Genomic DNA, 22517 nt, shown 5'->3' with positions numbered 1-22517 from the left:
CTTCTGCCTTCTGCCTTTTTTACTAGAGCCAAGGCACTTCTTCAGGCGCATAACGGAAAGCGCGGAAGACCGAATTTTGCTCCCCACGCGCTACTGGTGACTTCTCACCAGGAAGATTCCGAGCCGCAAAGTGAGGATTGACATATTCCCAAACAATTTCTCCTGTCACTGTCACCTCAAATATGCGACCGTAAGCACCTTCCGTAATCAAAGTATTGCCGTTTGGTAGACGCTGTGCGCCTGATATATACGAACTGAAGAAATTTTGGGGTGGGTTGTCAGCGTACTCCCAAACTATCTCTTTAGTTTGACGGTTTACTTCAATCACACGAGAGAAATTGAGAGCAGTGTGACGGCGATGTGCGCCATTGTCAAAAATTAGGATATTGCCGTTAGCTAATTCGTTAGGAAAGTGCTGCTGTGCTAATACGTCATCTCCAAGTGTCCAGATAATCTGTCCTGTGTTGCGATCGACAATCACAACAGTAGAGATATTACGAAAGCTCACTATAATATTGCCGTCAGCAAGTTCGCCTACAGTATTGCCATGAGTCCATTCGTGTCGTTGATCTTGGGGAGTGATGGTAAAAATCTCTGGATCTAGGTGTTCGTGGGCGTGCCAAGTCCAGACAATTTCACCAACAGGAGTAACTTCGTAAAGTACATCAGCATAGATATCACCATCTGCTTCTGTTCCGGCAACGCCGCCTTTAATCTGGGGAATTAAAGACTGAGGTATCTTTTCAATTGCTAGTAAGATTGTGTTGCCGTTGCGTAGTCTGCGTCCATCATGATGATGGGATGGATGCTTATATTCCCAGATAATATTTCCCTTGGGATCTGCCTCTAAGACAACACCACCTTTAAAGGCAGCCCACAAAGGAAAATGTGGCGAAATATCCAGTATTTTACCATTATAAAAAAGGTTGCCATTGGGCAACAGATAACCATATAAACCCGGTGGATATGGCAAATTCCACTGATGTACTACTTCTCCTTCCAGATTCAGAAGATAGACTTCTCCATTACCTGTAAGCGGGGTAAAAAGTGTATATCCTTTGAATACCTTGTCGGGATTGTAAGCTCTTAAACCAGTACCACGGCGACGAATAGTATTTTGGTCGATTAATGCTGTTGCGATCGTCATGATTGTACCTATGAAATATCTCAATTTTTTGCTTCAGTATCGGGTAGAACTTTGGGAAATCTTAACCGATTCTAGAATTTGTCCTGTTTACCAGAAAGTCTTTTTGCTATTACTCAAATCTTTAATAATCCCAACAAACACCGACAAATTAATTTCCATATTAATAGCTAACTTTTGTACAGACACGATTAATCGCGTCTGTACTCAAAACTCAGCATTTCTATGGTGCTGGATTCGCAAATTGAGTATGAACTGCATCCAATTCTGCCAAAATATCTTTGCTCAGAACTACATTGATACTTTCTAAATTCTCTTTTAGTTGTTCTAGTGTAGTAGCACCAATAATTGTACTAGCAACAAACCAACGACTCCGCACGAATGCTAAAGCCAATTGTGCAGGACTCAGTTGATGACGTTTGGCAATTTCTACGTAAGCTGCTACAGCTTTGCTAACGTTTTGTTTTAAATAGCGCTGACCAAAATTTTCAAACAAAGTAACTCTTGCTTTCTCTGGTTTACCATTGAGGTATTTACCAGTCAAAAAGCCAAATCCCAAAGGACTATAAGCTAGTAAAGGAATGTTTTCGTAATAAACTGCTTCTGCAAGAGCGCCATCAAAGACTCGATTGAGTAAGTTATAGGCATTTTGAATAGAGACAATTTTGGGCAATCCTAACTGTTTAGCTGCGTGACTAAATTGTAAAATTCCCCAAGGGGTTTCATTACTCAAACCTAGATAGCGAATCTTTCCTGCATTGATTACATCAGCAAAAACTTCTAGCTGTTCAGCAATGGGAACCGTTTCTCCTACCTGGATAGGGTCAAATACTGTCTGTCCAAAACGTGGTACATAGCGATCGGGCCAATGAATTTGATATAGATCGATATAGTCGGTCTGCAATCTTTTGAGACTATCGTCTACAGCTTGTTTGATATTATTACGGTCAATTGCTTTGGCTCCACCACGCACCCATTTAAAGCCTCGACCTGGCCCGGCAATTTTAGTAGCAATTATTAGTCGATCGCGCTGTTGATGTTTTAACCATTCCCCAATGTAAGTTTCGGTTAAGCCATAGGTTTCAGCACTGGTGGGTACTGGGTACATCTCAGCTGCATCAATGAAATTAACTCCTTGGTTAATGGCATAATCTAGCTGCTGATGGGCTTCTTCAAGAGTATTTTGCTGCCCATATGTCATAGTGCCAAGGCAAATCTCGGAAACTTTTAGATCGCTATTGCCTAATTGATTATAATGCATATTTCGGGATTATGTTGTTATTTAATTAACAAGCTTTGATTCAGTTTATCCCACTTGATAATTACTCATTCTCTGGTGGAACCTGGGCGCACAATATTCCTTGAAATTTACATATTTACATAAATATAAGTACATGATACTTGAACAGTCTGGTTACACAAACAAAATAAGTCTGCGCGTGTTAAATGAAGTCAGCACAGATTCTCTCATTCGAGCCAAGTGGCGGCCAAAAAATTAGTAACCTTTCGTTGTTTTCAAAAGCAATGAGAATTATTTAGACAATACTACTATATATACATCGAATTACCGGAGTTTGCAATAAAATTCACAAACTCATACCAGCAATAATCTGTATAAATAGTTGACGAAGGCTAGCGATCGCTAAATTCTGATATAGATATAATTGCCTGTGTGGTCTAGTTGTTAGTCTACGTACGACTAAAAGAAGAGCATGACAATCTTACAAGTTGTGGACAAAGACTTTTCACATATTCCTGTCATTGATATTAGTCCGCTGGTTTCCAAAATTGGCAATTCTGGCTCAACAGCACAAGATTGCTATGTAGTTGCCACTCAGATCGAGCAAGCTTGCCAAGATTACGGTTTTTTCTATATCGTCGGACATGGAGTTGACGAACAACTACAAGAGCAGCTAGAACATCTCAGCCAACAGTTTTTTGCACAGGATGTAGAAACTAAACTTCAGATTCGCATGGCTCTCGGTGGTAGAGCATGGCGAGGATATTTCCCTGTGGGAAACGAGTTGACATCGGGTAGACCTGACTTAAAAGAAGGCATTTACTTTGGTGCAGAACTAGAAGAAGAACACCTACTTGTCAAAGCTGGTTTACCAATGCACGGCCGTAATCTCTTTCCATCGAATATTCCTCAATTTAGAGAAACGGTGCTTGAGTACATAGAGTCAATGACCAAACTCGGACACACCCTAATGGCTGGTATTGCCCTGAGTTTAGGATTAGAAGAGTCTTACTTTGCAGACCGTTATACAAAAGACCCATTGATATTATTTCGGATTTTTAATTACCCTGCCAATCCATCAACATCTCAAACTGAATCTAGGTGGGGCGTTGGCGAACATACTGATTACGGAGTATTGACTATTCTTAAGCAAGATCGTGTTGGCGGATTACAAGTCAAATCAAAGTCTGGCTGGATAGACGCACCTCCTATTCCTGGCTCATTTGTGTGCAACATTGGAGATATGCTCGATCGCATGACCAAAGGACTGTATCGCTCAACACCCCATCGCGTTCAGAACCTATCCGGAAGCAATCGCCTGTCGTTTCCATTTTTCTTTGACCCAAATTTCAACGTTGAAGTCAAACCGATTGAACTGAACGAGGTAGTAGTGAATGATGATAAAAGCGATCGCTGGGATAAAGCTAGTGTTCACGAATTTCGCGGAACTTATGGTGAATATCTGTTGAGCAAGGTATCTAAAGTGTTTCCAGAATTGGACCAAACAGTACTAAAACCACGCTTTTCAAGGTAGACGCGGTTTTAACACCATGCAACTAGACAAGAATCCTGAGAGCATTTTACACCTATAAAACCTAGGTGTTGCACATGCGAGTACTTCAACCCACAACCCAATTTTCATTCAAAAGCTTTCATATGGCTAGGTTTGGTTACAACAATACTATGCACCAATTTATCTCACTTTCAGATAGATTGGCAGCAGAAAGCGGTCTATTGTCCTCAAGGTAAGCGTAGTTACCTTTGGAAAAATAATAAAAATACTTATGGCAAACCCGTAATTGACGTTGAGTTTCGGCAGCGTGACCGCGTTTTGTCTGAACTGAAGTTAGGTAAGCAAGCACCTGGGTATAAAAATGCTCAGAAGGCTCTCAATCGTTTCATTACTGAACTAACCCGTTCAGTTTAGCTGTTTGGGAAATTCGCCAACGGTATCCGCAACGCAGTGGCTCCCCATGAGCGACTGGCGTTAGCGAAGCGCTAGCGACGCAGGAGCGTCACCCCGAAAGGGTCAGTGGTTAAAAACAATTGACAACTAACAACTTTCAAAACCGACCTAACTGTAAATTGTAGTTAATACTAAAGAACCAGCCATCAAAATCAATGTTACTATCTGTCGAGTCTCCAAAGGAAATGCCACTTTGCAAATTTATATTACTGGAGTTGGATACTTTATAATTTAAGTGAGCAAATAGCCGATGGTAGTTGTCGTCTCGTTGACGCTGGGTAAAGTCTGACGAATTAAACTGGTAGTCAAGACCAACTTGCAAAGGCTTTTGCCAGTAGTAGTTCAAAGAAACCCATACAAAATTTATCACTCGATCGCGGTTATTTGGCTCGGCAAAATTTAGACTAAATTCGTAAAAGCTATCTAGCATCAACTTTTGAGTTAGGGGATCTCGCCTTCCCACAGACAGCCGCAGAGAATTCTCACCTAAAAAGCGATCGCTGCTGTTAGCATAAAACAGCTGCTGATTGCTCCAACTAAATTCCCCATACATTCGCTGCGAGAGCTGTTGGTAAATACCAAGGTTGAATCTCAACTGGTTGTAATTATATTTTGATCGATCTGCATAACGAATTAGATTGCCATCAATCGATCCATTCAAATAAGTTTTAGAACTCACAGGGAAATATGCAGACGCTAGGCTTAGTCCATAAAACATCAAGCCATCTTCTATGGGAACAACATCTGAGGAAAAAATATTACTTGCGTGGAAGTAACCTATACGAGCCTGAAGGAAACCTATAGGTTTAGACTTGACTATGGGTTGTTCAGTCGCTAGGGGCGGTAGTTGTTCAAGTGGTTTTTGTGACAGAGGTCTTTGTTGCACTCTCAGACCCAGTTCTGGAAGGCTATTGGACTCAGGGGTTGGTTGTTTTTTCTGTTGTAACACCTGCCTGAGTCTCTCTAGCCTTTCAGTATAATCTATCTGAGGTTTATCTAATAATTGTTCTATTGGTTTTGGGGAAGATTGAGGTAAATCATTTGGCTGTGTTTCTAGCTGTGGCGCTTCATTCGTCGGTTGAATCTCGCTAGGACTGGAATTTTCATTTTGTGCATACCTGGGTTTAGCATTTGGTGTTGCTGACAATACTGGATTGGGTTGAGTAGTTAATGCTTCTTGTAGTGTCAGATTTGATGGTGTCTGTTCTGCGTATGCTAACTCTAATATATCTAACTGCCGCAATTCAGAATTAATTACCTTTTGCTCACCCTTCTGAATTAGCTGATGAGTTCTCTGCGTACTTACCAAAGATTTTATTTCTGAATTTGCTGCCCATGCAGCATCTACCCTGATGCAACACTTATTTGCACTACTTGATGTTAACAAAATTGCAAACAACAAATTTTTCCAGCCCTTGGATTGCATCTTTTAGATAGCGTTAATTGCGTCTGACGAAAGTAGACTTACAAGCTGTATCAGAAGTTTCAATAAGTAATATAAACCTCGTATTAAGCTTATACCTAAATATATCTAAATTATTATGAAAGCAGTAATAATATACATCTATGCTTTATTAGAGTTGATTTAGAAAGTAAATTTTAATTTAGTTAGGCTATGTTAACTAAGTGTAAGACACCATCGATTGCGGTGCGCTACAGCGCAAACCTTTATGAATCGAGACAAAATCACATCTGCGATCGTATCTACCATACTTAAAATTTAATGTTTACTTTATAAATAACCCTATCTCGACTTTTTCCATTTGCGGCTGCGGCAAAGGCAAGCTCTAAAATCCCTGTATTTATAAGCTTTGGGCTTTTTAAAGATTGCTGAACTTTTACACCTGGAGAAAGTGCTACTGAAATCATTGTGGGAAACTTTTAATAGTTCGTAGTTGGCAAAAATGATTTAGATAAGTCCTAGTTTAGAAAATAGATTTTATTATTAGATTTAATTATTGATAAACTTGATAATTTATCATGTAATCTCAAACTTGTAATATTCTGAAGACTTATTTAACTAGTTTGGTTTCAATTAAATTTAATTTTCCTAAAGTTTAAACTATGTTTCTCAGATTATTCCCACTTTTGCTGGTTGGTTCATGGGGGATAATAATGCTGCCTTTGCTAAATCGAGCAAATGCCGTCACTCCTCTGACTCGTGCTGAAATTCAAAACCTCCGCAACTTAGTACAACTCATTCCTAAAAATAGCGATAAGAGGCGGCCGGCTCGCAAATTAGATCCAATGATTCCTGGAGATGGATTGTCAACGGGTCGAGCTTCTCTGGCAGAATTGCGCTTCAATGATGGCTCATTGGCGAGGGTTGGGGAACAGGCAATATTTAAATTTTTGCCCAAAACTCGGTACTTTAGCCTGTCCAACGGAACTGTTCTAATGCTCATTCCGCCCGGAAGGGGGCAAACACGTATACAAACGCCAAGTGCAGCAGCAGCAATTCGCGGTTCAGCTTTGTTTGTACGCTATGACAAACAAACAGACACCACGATTGTAGGTGCGTTAACAAATAGCGGCATTGAAGTTTTTAACAAAGAAGCTTCTCAAAAACAAGTGCTGCAAGCAGGGCAATTGATGGTTATAGTCAAAGGCAAATTTCAGGGCTTATTTGATTTTGATTTGAGAAATTTTTATGAAACGAGCGATCTAGTTCGAGGACTGGATTTAACTCGACAAAATCCCACAGCTACAGTAGATCCAGCGATCGCCAGTGTGCAAGCTGAAACTGCTGCTGCCATAGCAACACAGCCGCCAATCATTGGCAAAGGTGTAATTGAAAATCCATCTTTTTTACAGCTATCTACTAGTTCCTCAAACTCTCCCAGCAAAGATATTCTCACAAACAACTCTTCAGCAGCTCCCATCAACGACAGTTCTCCAGTAAACACTTTTGTGGAAACGGGAGAAATTTTGTCTAATACCGATCGAAGACCTGTGAATGATGACAATGACAGTAAAATCCCAACCAACCCGTCAACTACCTCATCACCCACTAATGATACAGTAACACTTCCCAAAACAGGCGACGATTTACCACCAACTCAACCTGAGGAACCACCAACTCAACCTGAGAAACCACCAACTCAACCTGAGGAACCACCAACTCAACCTGAGGAACCACCAACTCAACCTGAGGAACCGCCAACTCAACCTGAGAAACCGCCAACTCAACCTGAGAAACCGCCAACTCAACCTGAGGAACCACCAACTCAACCTGAGGAACCACCAACTCAACCTGAGGAACCGCCATCCCCAGCCCCTTAGTTTCTCTAACAATATCAACAAAATATACAGCGTTTTTCAGGTAAATGAAGTACACAAGTAAGGGCGAACGGCCGTTCGCCCTTACAATTATCTGTACCTCACCAACTTGAAATCTGCTGTAAATGCTGAGTTAGTCCATAAACCAAAAATGATAAATTAGCATTTAGCAAACTCACAGCGCTTTTCAAGTACTTGAACTACACTACTCTTACTATCCGCCTCAGGCTTAGTCTCAATACCTGAAAACTGCTGTAATAATTCCCAACTCTAACTTTTCACTCCTCGCAATCTACTACTTTGGAATACATTTATCTTCACGGTTTCGCTTCTAGTCCTAAATCTGCCAAAGCACAGGATATAGGCGATCGCTTTGCTAAAATCCAGAGAAAAATCAAAATTCCCGATTTAAATGCTGGCGATTTCTCTCAGTTGACAATTACTCGTCAACTAACCCAAATTGCAAGAGAGTTTCCTGATGCCCCTGTACCAGTAACACTGATTGGCTCAAGTTTGGGTGGATTGACATCTGCCCACTTGGGACAGCAATATCAGCAGGTGCAACGCCTTGTTCTGCTAGCACCAGCTTTCGGGTTTTTATCTCATTGGTTACCTAGGCTAGGGGATGAAGAGGTGCAGCGTTGGCAACAAGAAAAATATCTCATGATTTACCACTATGGCGAAGGGCGATCGCTACCTCTTAGTTACGATTTCGTAACAGATGCTGCTCATTACCAAGAAGAACTTTTACAACGTCCCATCTCCACCCTGATTTTGCACGGAAAAAAAGATGAAGTCATCCCAATTGCAGCCAGTCGTGACTTTGTGCGATCGCGTCCTTGGGTAGAGTTAGTGGAACTGGACAGCGATCATGCTTTGGGCAACGTTATGGAAGAAATTTGGCAAGCAATTTGCCTCTTTTGTCAGTTACCTTGAAGCTGTAAAATGAGAAATTCTTACATAACTAATGTCCTTAGTCAGTAGTCAAATACAAACAACTGACAACTGGACTATTGACTATTGAATAAAATTATGCTTTCATTCATCCGCTCAGATTTAGCTCAATTCACTGCTTACAAACCCCACCCCAGCAGCGATACAGCCGAACCAGTCCCCACGCAGCGCGATCGCCTGGACACCAATGAAAGCCCCTATGATTTACCGCCTGAGTTAAAAGAAAAGCTAGCCCGGACATATCAACAGGTAATTGAAACAAATCGTTATCCCGATGGCGGACATGAGACACTCAAAGAAGCGATCGCTGAGTATATCAATGAGTCAGCGACTCTTTCGCCATCTGTTTTGACTGCTGCCAATATTTCTGTTGGTAATGGTTCGGATGAACTCATCCGCTCTTTATTAATTGCCACCTGTCTAGCAGGAGAAGGTTCAATTCTAGTTGCCAATCCTACTTTCTCTATGTACGGGATTTTAGCAAAAACTTTGGGAATTCCTGTAGTAGCGGTAAGTAGAAATGCAGCAAATTTTGAAATTGACTTAGCAGCAGCACAGTCTGCCATAGAACAAACTCAAAATCCTCCGATTCGGGTAGTTTTTGTTGTGCATCCCAATTCCCCGACAGCTAATCCCTTAACCGCTTCAGAGTTGGCATGGTTAAGAAATCTGAACGAGCAGATTTTGGTAGTAATTGATGAAGCTTATTTTGAATTCAGCCAGATTACACTAGTGGGTGAATTAGCACAGCGCCCCAACTGGGTAATATTACGTACTTTTTCTAAAGCTTTCCGGTTAGCAGCTATGCGCGTTGGCTATAGCATTGCTCATCCAGAAGCGATCGCTATCCTAGAAAAGATCCGTCTACCCTATAATCTTTCCAGTTTCTCAATAGCTGCTGCATTAATTGCTTTGCAAAACCGCCAACTCTTACTCAACTCAATTCCTCAAACCCTAAGCGAACGAGCCAAACTTATCGAAGCTTTATCTCATCACCCAACTTTACAAATCACAGAAAGTGCCACTAATTTTATTTTCTTGCGCCTAAAACCCAATGGCTTTTATCTACAAGACACTGCTTTAAAAAATCTTCACCAAGAACTCAAAAGTTCTGGTACTCTTGTACGCGAGATCGGTGGAGGATTGCGAATTACTATCGGCACATCAGACGAAAATGACCGTACCATAAATCGGATACAAGCTGCTTTAGCAAATCTGAAAATTTAGTTCTTTACTCAGTAATTAAGCCTGCAATTTTCATCGCTGCCCAAACGGCGTATCATTCCCACTGTTTGTGGGAGTACGCCTACTAAAAGGGCGAAGGCAACATCAGGCAGATCGACCACCATTTCCGGCGGAAAGTATTGTTCAAATTGATCCAAAATCTTTTGGACTCGCTGCTGAGGAATCGGGTTTTCTGTAATTTGTCTAATCAACCGAATCCACTGTCGCCTAATCAAGTAAGCCTTCTGACGCTCCTCATAAGATTCGGGAGTCAATAAAGACAAATTACCTATAGATAGTACCCTCTGACAATCACAATCGTAATCACCGCCAACTGCTGCTCCAGGCCCAGCAAATTCTGCATGATAGCGTTTAAACAGTATTAATCCATTCCGTTTGCGACTATTGACAATGAAAACTTCTCCACTGTGCAAACGCGTAAGTATATCCGAGCCATATGATTGCTCAGTTCCATCCGGCATGACAAGATGGTTTAGGAAACTGGTTTCAGGGCAATAAATTGATACCATAGCAGCTTGATAGCGTGGGTGCTTTTCGCTATCCATGTTTTCTCAAATTTTTGAGTAAATTGGTGGTGTTATGGGCTTACAGCAGGAACTTACTATTAAATTAAACCAAATTTTTGATTTTTCTTATTATCAAGAATTTTCTGGTCAATTTAACTAAGATAGAAATTAATACACTTGTTCAGTAAGTAGTAGTTATATTGTATGAGATTTAACTGGGTTTGTCTCCAAACTTAACTACAACTTTTTTAAAGTTTTTATAAAGATGAATATCCTAAATACAAAGTTATTATGAGGAATTAGCATTTTGTTAAACGTATTTTTACTTATAAAAATATTATCAGTTCCTTTTTATATTTTAATATATCTAAAAATTAAATTATGAAAAATTAAAGAGTATGTCGTAAATGGGCAAAAAATCATAATAAAATTGTATTTTTATTTGAAAAAAATTTGGTAAGATTGTATATAAAAAATATTAAGGCGCAAACTTGTCATTCAATTCTAGCTTCATAAATTATCTATTGTCAGATGTCTATTTAATTATTGTGCTATTAAAAAACTGGATTGCTAGGATTGGTGCGTTAATTTTCTAGCTACTCAATCGCTTTAATTATGTATTATAAATTGCCAACTCTAACTGAAATATTCCTTAAGAATGTAATTTCTAAGTCACTATATTAAACTTAAAATAAGAATTCAAGTAGTTGAATCAGCTCTCAAATGCTTGTGCAATAATATCTGCCGCGAGCGTCCTAGTAAAAACGTATTCCAGTTAGATTCTACTTGATGTACCCTATATCCCAGCTTGAAATAAAGCTGTCGTGCCTGATAATTATTTTCTAAAACGTGGAGGTACAAGTCTTGAAATCCCCATTCCTGAGAGACTTGTTGACAGCTAATAAGTAATCCTGATGCCACACCATGCCTACGATATTTGGGATGAACGGCTAAATTAGACAGATAAGGAAAACTTCTACCAACCTGTATCCACGAATCAGCAAAACGCACACCCAGTTCAACAGTTCCTACTAAGTTATTAGCCGTACTATTGGTATCAACAGCAACTAAGCAAACGTGATGTGGTGCAGGTGACGATAGGCGATGCCTGAAGTCTTCGTAAATACCTAAGCGTAACAAAGGAAAAGCCCATCCCCATAAACCATGTTGGGAGTGAAAGCTTTCGGCAATAATTTGGGCTATACCAGTCAAATCAGCAGATGTAGCAGCACGAATTTGGAACTGGTGATGAGCTGAATCGGTTACGACTGGCTCTTGGTAATGCGGGTCAAAAAACCAGGATGTCAAAGTTAGTTTAGTATTGATTGCATTCAACAATAATTTTCTCAGATATTTTAAAACACCATATAAGGTATATTAAAACTAAAATTAGCCTATAATTTGGAAATTCTAGCGAAATTACAATTTATTACTTAGATTGTAGAGTACACAAATGGTAAAACATTGTTTTGGCTTTTGAAACATAACACTGCTTGTAGCTCATAAGAGCTAGAACTTGCATCATCATAAATCTGCAAGTCTTTGTTCAGGAGCTTCAGGCGTATCCTTGCTTCAATAGAGACTTTAAGCTTGAGATGTCATCAGCTTACAAAGAATCAAAGGTAGTATAATTGACAATACTATAGAAATGTCTAACTACCAGTCCCCCAAAAAATTACTTATTGTGTTGCTGAAATCGAGTTGAAAAAATCTTTTGACTATATCTAACTACTCAGCTAAAACAAATACTCGCTCCATTCTAAGCAAAAAACCAATTGGCAGTGATGCTAGCTTGGATATGCACAAAATTTTTTTACCGTCAACTGCCTGCTCAGTTCTGCTTTCAAATTGTTCTTAGTTGCGGTACTCAGTGATTTCTTATTACCGCTACGCTAATACCAGCTCCTAAAACCAAGTAAAGAACTGAATTCTAGGGTAACTTAGGTGCTGGAGAAATGATCCTGAATTTCCTGGCTGATGCCACTTGTCTGAATTATAGTTCTAATTGCTAAATTGGAAAGAGGTATTTGTCTAATAGTATACTTTGCCTTTAAATCTTATTGTTGTAATGTTGCTGACCCTACTATGAATGGCATAAATAAAATTTACCTGCGAGTGTTAGTGCAACTGCTGCAACGGGAAAACTTAATAAGCAGCTTCATCTGGTTTTTTCGGCCAGCCTTGAGCGCTGTATATACTGTAGGACAGTTCTCGCTGGAGGTGAGGGAAGATTTGGCAAGCAAACATCATGTCTATAAAATGAAAACTAGCTGTGAATCCAATTGCACTGCACTAAAGCAAATGGTAATCGGCACAAGCCATTGAGGCGAATTCCTCTAAATCAGTGCCCCCACACTCAGCAGTCATGTAGCCAAACAGCCTCATTGGTCAAAATGCTCTGCTCTTACCTGACTCAGAACCATTCCTACCTGATCAGATTATTCTTTATCCGACTGCCATTGCAGCAGGAAAGCGGTGCATGAAATCTCAAGTAAACAGTAAGCCTAAAATTTTGGTTGTTGATGACGAACCAGACAACCTTGACTTGCTTTACCGCACCTTCTATCGCGACTATAAGGTGCTAAGGGCAACCTCTGGTCCTGCGGCATTGGATCTGTTGGCGCAAGAGGGAGAGGTTTCAGTGATCATCTCCGATCAACGAATGCCCATCATGAGCGGTACAGAATTTTTGAGCCTGACAGCGACTCAATATCCAGATATTATCCGGATTATTTTGACTGGTTACACAGATGTTGAAGACCTCGTGGAAGCAATCAACGCTGGTAAGGTATTCAAGTACGTAACTAAACCGTGGGAAGCAGAGGATCTTAAAGCAGTCGTGCGACAGGCTTTAGATACACACAATGTCCTTAAAGCCCGCACCCGAGAACTAACTCGCACACTCCGTCAAGAATCGCTGCTGAATACCGTCACAAATACAATTCGCAGTGCTTTAGACTATCGGCAAATTTTGCAAGCAATCGTCGATACAGTGGGTCACATGTTGGAGGTAGATGTCTGTCTTTTACGTCCCTTCCAGGAAGAACAGTTGGTGGATGAAGGATTCATTTATCAGAAAGCTTTGAAAGAAGAAAGACAAGGGGACACGGGAACACGAGGACAAGGTGAGACAGCGAGCAGTTCGCAGGAGGGTTTGCCGATTCAGCCGACTGTATTCCCCGTTCGCGATAGCGTCTTTGCAGGAGAAGGAGTTCTTGAAGAGTATGCGAAGAGGGACAATCAAATCAATTTTCCACCCATTTCTCCTTCCTCTCCGTTAGCTCAAACGGTCTGGGAAACCCGTGAAGTTCAAGTAATTCATGATGTAGCAGGTGATGAGCGCATTCAAGGCGAAACTCCTGAACTGCGGCAACGAACTGTGGCTTTTGCTACTGCTAACATTTGCTCTAGCTTGGTTGTGCCCTTGATTTGCCAACAGGAACTGATGGCAGTCCTAGCACTACACCAGTGTTACCAGCCTCGCTTCTGGGGCAAAGAAGAGGTGCAGTTGGTTTTAATGGTGGCGGATCAAGCTGCTTTGGCTTTGTCTCAAGCCTATGCATACGAGCAGGTACGTGCCCTTGCCAAGCGAGAAGGCTTGATTAATACGATTACTACCGCAATTCGCTCTAGCCTAGACCCTCAAGATATCTTTGCGGCTATCACCCACCAACTGGGACAAGCCTTACAAGTTGATGGCTGTGTACTGTCTTTGTGGACAGAAGAAGATGAATTTGTCCATTGTGTGGGCTTGTATGATAATTCTCAACATCCTGAGAATAACCGATCGCCCGTTCAAGATAAAAATTTAAGTACTTATAATGATTTTGTTAATCAGGAATTACCCGACTCTCAAGCACCTATACAGGACAATCCCATATTACAAGAGATATTAAGAACACATGAACCTGTAATAATTACTGATATGAGCGATTGTCCATCGGCAATCCAAGGGTTTGATTTACCTTTGAAAATGCCAGCACGATCGCTCATGGTCGTCCCTTTACTAGCTGATGGCAAATGTATTGGTAGTATCACACTACGTGAAGGTAGCAAAGCACGTCGCTGGATTTCATCTGATATCGAACTGGCTAAAGCAGTGGCCGCGCAAGCGGCGATCGCTGTGCAGCAGTCACGTTTATACCAAAAAACTCGCGAGCAAGCTGAGCGCTTGTTGCAATTAGACAAACAAAAAACCGAATTCTTTCAAAATATTTCCCATGAATTCCGCACTCCTATCACCTTAATTCAAGGCCCCTTAGAGTCAGCTGTGGGGGCTGGTGAAGGATTATCTTATGCCCAAAGTGCGATCGCCTTACGTAACTCCCGGCGCTTGCTAAGACTGGTCAATCAACTACTAGATCTACAACGCTTAGACGCTGGGAGGATGCAGCCTAATTTCCGTCCCTGTGATTTAGTCGAGTTTGTCGGTCAAATTGTTGAGTCATTTCGCCCCTATTGTGAGAGAAAGGAACTGCATCTCGTTAGCCAGCTGGATGAATGTTCCACAGTGTACTTGGATATGGAAAAATTTGACAAGGTGGTTTATAACCTCCTGTCCAATGCCATGAAGTTTACTCCTGAAGGTGGCACAATTAGCGTAAAGTTGCTATCACAAGCGAACCATTGCATATTACAAGTACAAGACACGGGGATTGGCATTGTTCAAGAACAGATCCCCCATTTGTTTGAGCGCTTCCGGCAAGCTGAAGGCTCAGAAAACCGCTCTTATGAAGGTAGTGGTCTTGGTTTAGCTTTAGTCAAAGAATTAGTAGAATTACACGGTGGTAAAGTCACTGTGGAATCAGTTTATGGTGAAGGTACTACCTTTACTTTATGGCTTGTGGCTGGAAATGCTCACCTACCCACACAGCAAGTGCTGGAAACTCCTGTTGAATTGAACACAAGCCGCGCTAGTGTGGAACTGGCCGATTTAGAACTGATAGAACCAACCACAGACAATATTGAAAATAATATAAATAACCTATCACCCAGTTCTGAAACTCCGAACTCAGCACTCAGCGATAAGTTGGAAGTAGATTCTTCTTCTCCTGCAAATTCGGTGACTAAGTACTCTATCCTAGTTGTAGATGATAACCCGGATCTGCGTACCTATGTATCTGATATACTCCGTCGCAACGGCTATCAAGTCCGAACAGCTCGTAACGGTCATGAAGGGTTCGCAATAGCTCAGGAAATTATACCCAGCTTGATTGTCACTGACTTGATGATGCCCTTGGTGACAGGATTGGAAATGATTCGGATGATACGTAGTGAAGAGAAGTTGAAAGGAATACCAATCATTCTGCTCACAGCGAAAGTTGACGAGGAAACCCGCATCGAAAGTACAGAACATGGTGCAGATGCTTATTTAGCAAAACCGTTTAACGATCGGGAACTTCTGGCGGAAGTAAGGAATCTTTTAGCCTTGAAGGAAAATGAACGACGGGTTGTGGAGCTAAATACTTACCTCACAGAATCGGTGCTAAAGCGTTTCTTGCCGACTGTATTGGTGCAAAAAGCAGCAGCAGGAGCTTTGACGCTAGATTTACGACCGGAACCGCGCTTGATCACAGTTTTATTTAGCGATATCGTGGGTTTTACCCAGTTAGCAAATACCCTGAGATCTCGACGAGTGGCAGAGTTGCTGAATGAATATTTAGAAGCTATGACCAAAGTTGTGTTTGATAATGGCGGGACGGTAGATAAATTTATGGGGGATGCTATTTTGGCTTTATACGGAGCGCCGGAAGAACTTACCCCAAACGAACAGGTGCGTCGAGCCGTCAACACCGCAAGAGCAATGCACCGATCCCTAGATCAGTTAAACCAGCGCTGGCGAGACCAAGGTATATTCGACTCTAACGGGCATAGTGGCGTACAGTTTCGCTGTGGCATCCACCAAGGTACCGCAGTTGTAGGCATGTTTGGTAGTGCAGAACGTGCAGACTATACAGCTATTGGTCCGAGTGTGAATATTGCCGCGAGATTGCAATCCGCTGCTGTTCCTGGTACTATCCTGGTTTCTGCTGCTGTAGCAGATTATTTGCAGGATGAAGAAATTACCAAAGGTAGTCCGCTAAAACTCAAAGGAGTAGATGAAACAGTTCTGACCTTTGCTGTTACATCAGAGCTAATGGCTAATCGCTAAGATTCAAACTGGATCTTAGCGATTAGCCATTAGCAGCAAAAGCACCGAATCATATCTGGTTTCAAATGTAATATGACAACATCGGTTGCGGATAAAACTCCAACTTCAGAGAAAGTCTGGAGGCGGCACACCGATCCACCGAGTTTGTGGATCGGTGTAGCTATCAGTTCAGTTGCTTTGCACCTACTGGCTTTTTGGCTAATGCGCTCATATGTATTTAAGTTGTGGTTTCCGCAGCAAAGCCAAGCAGTTGTTCCCATTGAGTTTGTAGAAATTTCTCCTAAAGCAAAATCAGTTGCGCCAAATCCAGTATCGATAACTCAAAATTCGCAAGCAACGAAATTATCCAAACAAGTAGCTCCAATAGACAAATCAACGATAAAACCTGCTGTTTTTAATATTCCAGATCGAAGTACGATCGCTTTGGCAAGTCAAAAACGAGCGATCGCTCGACAACGTCAACAGCAACTCGCCGAGCAACAGCGCCAGCAACTTGCCGAGCAACAGCGCCAGCAACAATTCACCGAACAACAGCGTCAGAAACAACTTGCCGAGCAACAGCGTCAGCAGCAACTTGCCGAGCAACAGCGTCAGCAACAACTTGCCGAGCAACAACGCCAGCAACAACTCGCTGAGCAACAGCGCCAAGAAGAACCCGTTGGGGAAAAGCTATCGCCTCCAAAAAGTCAGTCACAGGGAGGACTATTTGCGCTCTGGATTCCTGTGAGTGAAGAGGAGCAGAGAGCAATTATGCGAGAGCCTTTACCTAAAGAATTGAAACTGGCTGAACATATAGGAAGCAACGAAAAAGAAGTTGACTCACTTTACGTCAATAGCAACCTCGAACTTCCTGCTGTAGAGTTTTTGGTATCTTTAATAATTGATAAAACTGGCAAGTTTATGGAGGCTAAAGTTATAGATCCATCGATACCAGCAGCAGACAAAAGCAAATATGAGCAATTCGCTAATGATGTTTTCCAAGGTGAGAAATTTCAGCCTGCACATTACATTGATGGTTCAACACCACCAGAATTGAGTAATAGGTTTGTACGTCTCAAAATAGAGCGTCGCTAACTCTGACTGGATGCTTGAATTTTAGTTTTAATTGTGTTATGTTATCAGGGTTGGAAATTTGCGGGCGTAGTTTAGTGGTAAAACTATAGCCTTCCAAGCTATTAATGCGGGTTCGATTCCCGCCGCCCGCTTAAACGACAAAACCCTTGTAAGGCTTGACTTACAAGGGTTTTTTAGTGTTTGAGAATAATCTCCTTTATAGTGCATTTGTTCTATTTTTGGATAAGAATTTGGGGCGTTGCTGAATGAAAAGATGAATCAGGCGATCGCTGCAATCAGACGGGTGCGATACATCTCAAGTGGTACTGAACCATACTTGAGATAATTTATAAAACATCCATACTATTGTGCAATCGCACTTTCACCAGCTGTATACGACGTAAATGGTTGTTGACATATCAGCGACTCGGAGTTGGATTAGTACTATTACAGGGCAAACGCACGTAAAACCTGAAACCCTTGCGGGACAAGGATATTGATGAAAAAAGAGACTCAATTATAAAACGCCCAAACCCTTGCCATTAAAGGATTCTTATACTTTAGATGCGTTTGCCCTGGTACTATTAAGGGCAACCTTCAGTCCACTAGCCTTGAATTTCTACGTGAATGCGATTACCAGCAGTCGCCGCTACACCATGTTCGTAGCTCATCGCTCTTTCTTTTTTGACCTGTATTTTTTCATGCTTACACTATTCGTGCAAGAGGTCTAAAGCTAGGCGATCGCGTTCACATAGAATTAGTATTACAATCCTCTTGCAATTTGGAGGGATTTGCATAAATCATCTCAAAACAACTGTGCAATGTATAGCTATTCTTGTTTCGATGCAATACATAGTCAGGGCATACACATCCCTGCGGCAGATTGGTATTCCATGCAATGAGTAAACCCTAATAAATAGCAAAAATATAGAAAGCTTGAAAGATTGGAATCATGAAAATGAAGTACTTATTTATAATTTGGGTACTTATACTATCATTAGTCATCCCCAACGAGGCACTTGCCCAAGCAAAGCAGCCGTATAATTTGATACATAAACTAGGAACATACCATCATGCAGTTACTACCCGTAATCCTGAAGCACAAAAGTTTTTCGATCAAGGATTGAATTTAATTTACGCTTTCAATCATGATGAAGCAGTACGTTCTTTTCAACATGCAGCCGAACTCGATCCGCAAATGGCAATGGCGTATTGGGGCATTGCCCTTGCCATAGGAGCCAATATTAACTTAGACATAGACCCTGAGCGAGAACGAGTTGCCTATCAAACAATACAGCAAGCTTTGGCACTTTCTACCCAAGCACCAGTCACAGAACAGGACTATATTGCTGCTTTAGCAAAACGTTACTCCAACGATCTCCATGCAGATTTACATCAACTGGCGGTGGAATATGCCAAAGCAATGGCAGCTTTAGCCAAGCGCTATCCTGATGACTTAGATGCAGCAACACTTTACGCTGAAAGCCTGATGGATTTACATCCCTGGCAACTCTGGAGTCATGATGGCAAACCACAGGCTGATACAGAAGAAATTGTAGCTGTTTTAGAATCAGCACTCCAACGCGACCCAGACCACCCTGGAGCGAATCATTACTATATCCATGCTGTGGAAGCGTCACCTTCCCCAGAACGCGCCCTCGCAAGTGCTAAACGACTGGAAAGCTTAGTTCCCGCAGCAGGACATCTGATACATATGCCTTCCCATATTTATTTTCGTGTAGGAGATTATGAGAGGGCAATGCTGGCAAATGAACGGGCGATCGCCCAAGATAATATTTATCTTAAAAATCATCAAGTGCAGGGCATTTATCCCCTGATGTACTACAACCACAATGTGCATTTCCTCATGGTAGCCAGCAGCATGGCAGGAAGACATCGAGATGCCGTGCAAGCTGCCGATAAATTGGTGACAAATGCTGCCTCTATCGATCCATATTTACCTATGCTAGAGGGATTCCTGGGCAGCAAAATGCTCATTCAAACGCGGTTTGGTGACTGGGATGCTATCTTAAAAACTCCGGCTCCTGATATTAAACTACCCACCACTAATGCAGTCTGGCATTTTGCTCGCGGTATGGCAAACGCTGCCACAGGCAAACTAGAAGATGCTGTGAGTGAAAGCCATGCCTTACTAGTTGCTAAACAGACAATTCCCGCAGAGGCAACCATTGGGTTCAGTCCCGCCAGTCGGATTCTCAACATTGCTGCAAAAGTTATTGATGCCAAAATTGCCAGAACAAAGCATGACTACGACTCTGCGATCGATTTCCTACAGCAAGCTGTAGCAGCAGAAGATGCTTTAGATTATGTAGAACCACCAGATTGGTACTTTCCCACACGAGAATTTTTAGGCGGCGTGCTATTGGCCAAGGGTGATTATGTAGAAGCAGAGAAAGTGTTTAGAGCCGATTTAAAAAAATATCCCCACAACGGACGTTCTCTATTTGGCTTGCAGGTAAGTTTGCAAGCACAAGGTAAAGATGACGCTGCTAAACTCGTGCAAACAGAATTTGCTACAGCATGGAAACATACAGACACTCACCTACAGGTTGAAAATCTATAAAATTAGGTGAGCTGAGTATGAAAGTAGTGTAAGACTAAATTGGCAAAAATAGTATTGTTTGAAAAACACTTCAAGGGTTTTAATTACGAATTAGATAAAGTGCTTTCTGCGCTGTTTTCTAACCTAAAGCCTGCCGTCCACTGGTTCGAGCTTTCAATCTACAACATCAACTCGCTTTAATGCAGCCGTCAATTCTGTCATAAAATCAACAAATACGCGAACTTTAGCCGGGAGATAGCGTTTTTGCGGATACAACACTGCGATCGGTAATCCAACTTGGGTCGCGTAGGATTGGAGAATAGGTTGGAGGTCTCCACGCGCGATCGCTTTTGCTGCAATAAATTTGGGAAATTGAACTACACCAGCTCCTTGAATGACAGCCTCTAAAATGACTTCTGAATTATCGAATCGCAGATAACTGTCAACACAAAGGTCAATCAATTTTCCGTCTTGTTCAAACTTCCAGTTAGGCTCTCGCCCGGTTTGTGGATAGATAAAGTTGACACAGCGATGCTGCAACAGTTCTGTGGGCTTTGTGGGCGTACCATACTGAGCGAGATACTGCGGTGAGGCACAAGTGATGTAGCGTGCAGTTGCCAGGTGATGCATAATTAAACTGCTATCGCTGCTGATTCCAATCCGCACCGTCGCATCAATACCTTTCTCAATCAGATCGATCAAGCGATCGTTAAAAGAAACATTCAGATGTAGCTCAGGATATTGTGCGGCAAATCGCAGCAGAGCCGGAGCAATATGCATTTTGCCAAACACAAAGCTCAGATCGAGCCGCAATGTTCCAATCGGCATTGATTGCGATTGTTTGACTTCGAGTTCGGCTTCTTCCAAATCGTTGATGATTTGCTGACAGCGTTCATAAAATCGGTCACCATTTTCGGTCAGTGTCAAACTGCGAGTCGTCCGCTGTAGCAAGCGCACCCCCAATTCATCTTCTAAGCGCAATACAGCTCGACTCACAGCTGAGGGAGCCATTCCTAACTGTCGTGCTGCCTCCGAGAAGCTGCCATATTGAGCGGAGCGCATAAAAATCATCAGGCTTTTCAGCTTGTCCATTAACGCAAACGCATTTTTGAATTTTTTGCATCACTGTTTTGAATTTTAACTACTTTTTCTCTTTTTCTGTACAAGCTACTGTTTAGACAAGATAAATTTCAAATACACAAACAGCATTGAAAAAACAGAAATGACACAGCAAACAACCACAGAACGAATTATCTTAGTCACCGGAGCCACGGGGAATCAGGGGGGTGCAGTAGCGCGTCATCTTTTAAAGCGCGGAAGATTCAAGGTGCGTGCCTTTGTGCGCGATCCAAACAAGCCCCCTGCCCAAGCACTCCAACAAGCGGGGGCAGAACTTCTGGTAGGAGATTTCGGCGATCGCGCTTCCCTTGATCGCGCTTTGCAAGGTATCTATGGCGTTTTTTCGTTGCAGACCTTCCTTCAAGGCGGATTGTCAGCCGAAATCCGCAACGGCAAGGCGGTCGCAGACGCGGCGAAAGCAGTAGGCATTCAGCATTTCGTCTACAGTTCGGTGGGGAGTGCTGAACGCAACACGGGCATCCCACATTTCGACAGCAAGTTTCAAGTCGAAGAATACATTCGATCGCTTGGTTTGCCCTACACAATGATGCGTCCGGTTTTCTTCTTTTACAATTACAACGGAATGCGTCCGATGATTGAGCAGGGAACGCTTTTCCAACCGCTCAGTCCGGAAACGAAATTGCAGCAGCTTTCCGAAGAAGATTACGGGGAAATGGTCGCCGAAGTGTTTGAGCGTCCCGCAGATTTCTTGAATCGCGAAAAGGAAGTCGCAAGTGTAGACATGACCATGAAGGAAATCGCTGCCGCATTCAGCCGCGTTCTGGGCAAAACCGTCAACTACCAACAAATTCCGTTTCAAGTGTTTGAGCAGCAAGTCGGAGAGGAAGTAACCACGATGTTTCGCTGGTTTGAGAACGTTGGCTACGGAGCGAATTTAGCACAGTTGAAGCGCGATTTTCCTTCCCCGACCGACTTTGAATCCTATCTGCGCGATCGCGGCTGGGCAAAACCACCTGAAAGCCCGTCTAATGTCGGGTCAAAAATGTGAACTGACAATTACAGCTTTCCGACAGAAAGCTGTAATATAGCAAGTAATAGATAACAGACCTGAAATCCGCTTGCTATCAATGTTTGATGATTACTCTTTGTCCTAATCTATCTGGCAGCTGAATAAAAAAACGCCCCCGTTTCCGGAGGGCGTTTTTTTATTCAGCTAAGACTTATTGAATTAGCCGTTGATTGCAGGAGCAGTCAGAGCAACAGGAGCAACTTCGCCAGCAGCCAAGTCGAGGGGGAAGTTATGAGCGTTACGCTCGTGCATTACTTCCATACCCAG

16 protein-coding genes, 1 tRNA gene and 1 pseudogene are annotated in these 22517 nt (G+C 42.2%); 10 read left to right on the top strand and 8 right to left on the bottom strand.

What is annotated here, in order from left to right:
* Positions 1-22 precede the first annotated feature (22 nt).
* Together RMY31_RS27055 and RMY31_RS27050 are read right to left on the bottom strand one after the other, a co-directional pair.
* Positions 23-1147, bottom strand: coding sequence for an aryl-sulfate sulfotransferase (locus RMY31_RS27055; protein ID WP_322660956.1), 1125 nt, complete (start codon positions 1145-1147; stop codon positions 23-25).
* A 220-nt stretch (positions 1148-1367) separates the two neighbouring features.
* Positions 1368-2405, bottom strand: a complete 1038-nt coding sequence (locus RMY31_RS27050; RefSeq protein WP_322660954.1) for an NADP(H)-dependent aldo-keto reductase — start codon at positions 2403-2405, stop codon at positions 1368-1370.
* 451 nt (positions 2406-2856) lie between these two features.
* On the opposite strand from RMY31_RS27050, the gene RMY31_RS27045 reads away from it, so the two are divergent.
* Together RMY31_RS27045 and RMY31_RS27040 are read left to right on the top strand one after the other, a co-directional pair.
* Complete coding sequence (locus tag RMY31_RS27045) at positions 2857-3918, top strand: isopenicillin N synthase family dioxygenase (RefSeq protein WP_322660952.1); 1062 nt, start codon at positions 2857-2859, stop codon at positions 3916-3918.
* A 132-nt stretch (positions 3919-4050) separates the two neighbouring features.
* The gene (locus RMY31_RS27040) at positions 4051-4311 is read left to right on the top strand and encodes a hypothetical protein (protein WP_322660950.1); all 261 of its coding nucleotides are present in this window, start codon (positions 4051-4053) and stop codon (positions 4309-4311) included.
* Positions 4312-4447: 136 nt separating this feature from the next.
* Here RMY31_RS27040 and RMY31_RS27035 read toward each other — a convergent pair whose 3' ends face one another.
* The gene (locus RMY31_RS27035) at positions 4448-5776 is read right to left on the bottom strand and encodes a hypothetical protein (RefSeq protein ID WP_322660948.1); all 1329 of its coding nucleotides are present in this window, start codon (positions 5774-5776) and stop codon (positions 4448-4450) included.
* Positions 5777-6063: 287 nt separating this feature from the next.
* On the bottom strand, positions 6064-6219 hold the full coding sequence (locus RMY31_RS27030; RefSeq protein WP_322660946.1) for a hypothetical protein: 156 nt from the start codon (positions 6217-6219) through the stop codon (positions 6064-6066).
* 246 nt (positions 6220-6465) lie between these two features.
* Here RMY31_RS27030 and RMY31_RS27025 point away from each other — a divergent pair, with 246 nt between their 5' ends.
* From RMY31_RS27025 to RMY31_RS27015, 3 genes are all read left to right on the top strand, one after another.
* Positions 6466-7632 carry a FecR domain-containing protein gene (locus RMY31_RS27025; protein WP_409878563.1) on the top strand — a complete coding sequence of 389 codons (1167 nt, stop codon included), beginning with the start codon at positions 6466-6468 and terminating at the stop codon, positions 7630-7632.
* A 297-nt stretch (positions 7633-7929) separates the two neighbouring features.
* Positions 7930-8565, top strand: coding sequence for a YqiA/YcfP family alpha/beta fold hydrolase (locus RMY31_RS27020; protein ID WP_322660942.1), 636 nt, complete (start codon positions 7930-7932; stop codon positions 8563-8565).
* 96 nt (positions 8566-8661) lie between these two features.
* A complete protein-coding gene (locus tag RMY31_RS27015) occupies positions 8662-9810 on the top strand; it encodes a histidinol-phosphate transaminase (protein WP_322660940.1) in 1149 nt (382 codons plus the stop codon).
* An 8-nt stretch (positions 9811-9818) separates the two neighbouring features.
* On the opposite strand, the gene RMY31_RS27010 is transcribed toward RMY31_RS27015, so the two are convergent.
* The gene (locus tag RMY31_RS27010) at positions 9819-10373 is read right to left on the bottom strand and encodes a hypothetical protein (protein ID WP_322660938.1); all 555 of its coding nucleotides are present in this window, start codon (positions 10371-10373) and stop codon (positions 9819-9821) included.
* Positions 10374-11033: 660 nt separating this feature from the next.
* Positions 11034-11642 (bottom strand): GNAT family N-acetyltransferase, encoded by a 609-nt coding sequence (locus RMY31_RS27005; protein WP_409878561.1) that lies wholly within the window; start codon positions 11640-11642, stop codon positions 11034-11036.
* 1171 nt (positions 11643-12813) lie between these two features.
* Here RMY31_RS27005 and RMY31_RS27000 point away from each other — a divergent pair.
* From RMY31_RS27000 to RMY31_RS26985, 4 genes are all read left to right on the top strand, one after another.
* Positions 12814-16485 (top strand): response regulator, encoded by a 3672-nt coding sequence (locus RMY31_RS27000; protein WP_322660935.1) that lies wholly within the window; start codon positions 12814-12816, stop codon positions 16483-16485.
* A 72-nt stretch (positions 16486-16557) separates the two neighbouring features.
* Positions 16558-17559 carry a hypothetical protein gene (locus RMY31_RS26995; protein WP_409878558.1) on the top strand — a complete coding sequence of 334 codons (1002 nt, stop codon included), beginning with the start codon at positions 16558-16560 and terminating at the stop codon, positions 17557-17559.
* Positions 17560-17619: 60 nt separating this feature from the next.
* Positions 17620-17690 (top strand) — tRNA-Gly (locus tag RMY31_RS26990).
* 806 nt (positions 17691-18496) lie between these two features.
* Complete coding sequence (locus tag RMY31_RS26985; RefSeq protein WP_409878556.1) at positions 18497-20122, top strand: hypothetical protein; 1626 nt, start codon at positions 18497-18499, stop codon at positions 20120-20122.
* Positions 20123-20275: 153 nt separating this feature from the next.
* On the opposite strand, the gene RMY31_RS26980 is transcribed toward RMY31_RS26985, so the two are convergent.
* Positions 20276-21172, bottom strand: coding sequence for a LysR family transcriptional regulator (locus RMY31_RS26980; protein WP_409878554.1), 897 nt, complete (start codon positions 21170-21172; stop codon positions 20276-20278).
* A gap of 151 nt (positions 21173-21323) precedes the next feature.
* On the opposite strand from RMY31_RS26980, the gene RMY31_RS26975 reads away from it, so the two are divergent.
* Complete coding sequence (locus RMY31_RS26975; protein ID WP_409878552.1) at positions 21324-22229, top strand: NmrA/HSCARG family protein; 906 nt, start codon at positions 21324-21326, stop codon at positions 22227-22229.
* A 180-nt stretch (positions 22230-22409) separates the two neighbouring features.
* Here RMY31_RS26975 and RMY31_RS26970 read toward each other — a convergent pair.
* Positions 22410-22517: pseudogene (locus RMY31_RS26970) on the bottom strand (photosystem II protein D1); the annotation flags it as partial.

The sequence above is a fragment of the Dendronalium sp. ChiSLP03b genome (genome assembly GCF_034531165.2).
In the GTDB taxonomy this organism is placed as follows: Bacteria; Cyanobacteriota; Cyanobacteriia; order Cyanobacteriales; family Nostocaceae; genus Dendronalium; species Dendronalium minutum.
Note: the sequence above shows the minus strand (reverse complement) of the source record. Positions and strands in the feature narration are given on the sequence as shown.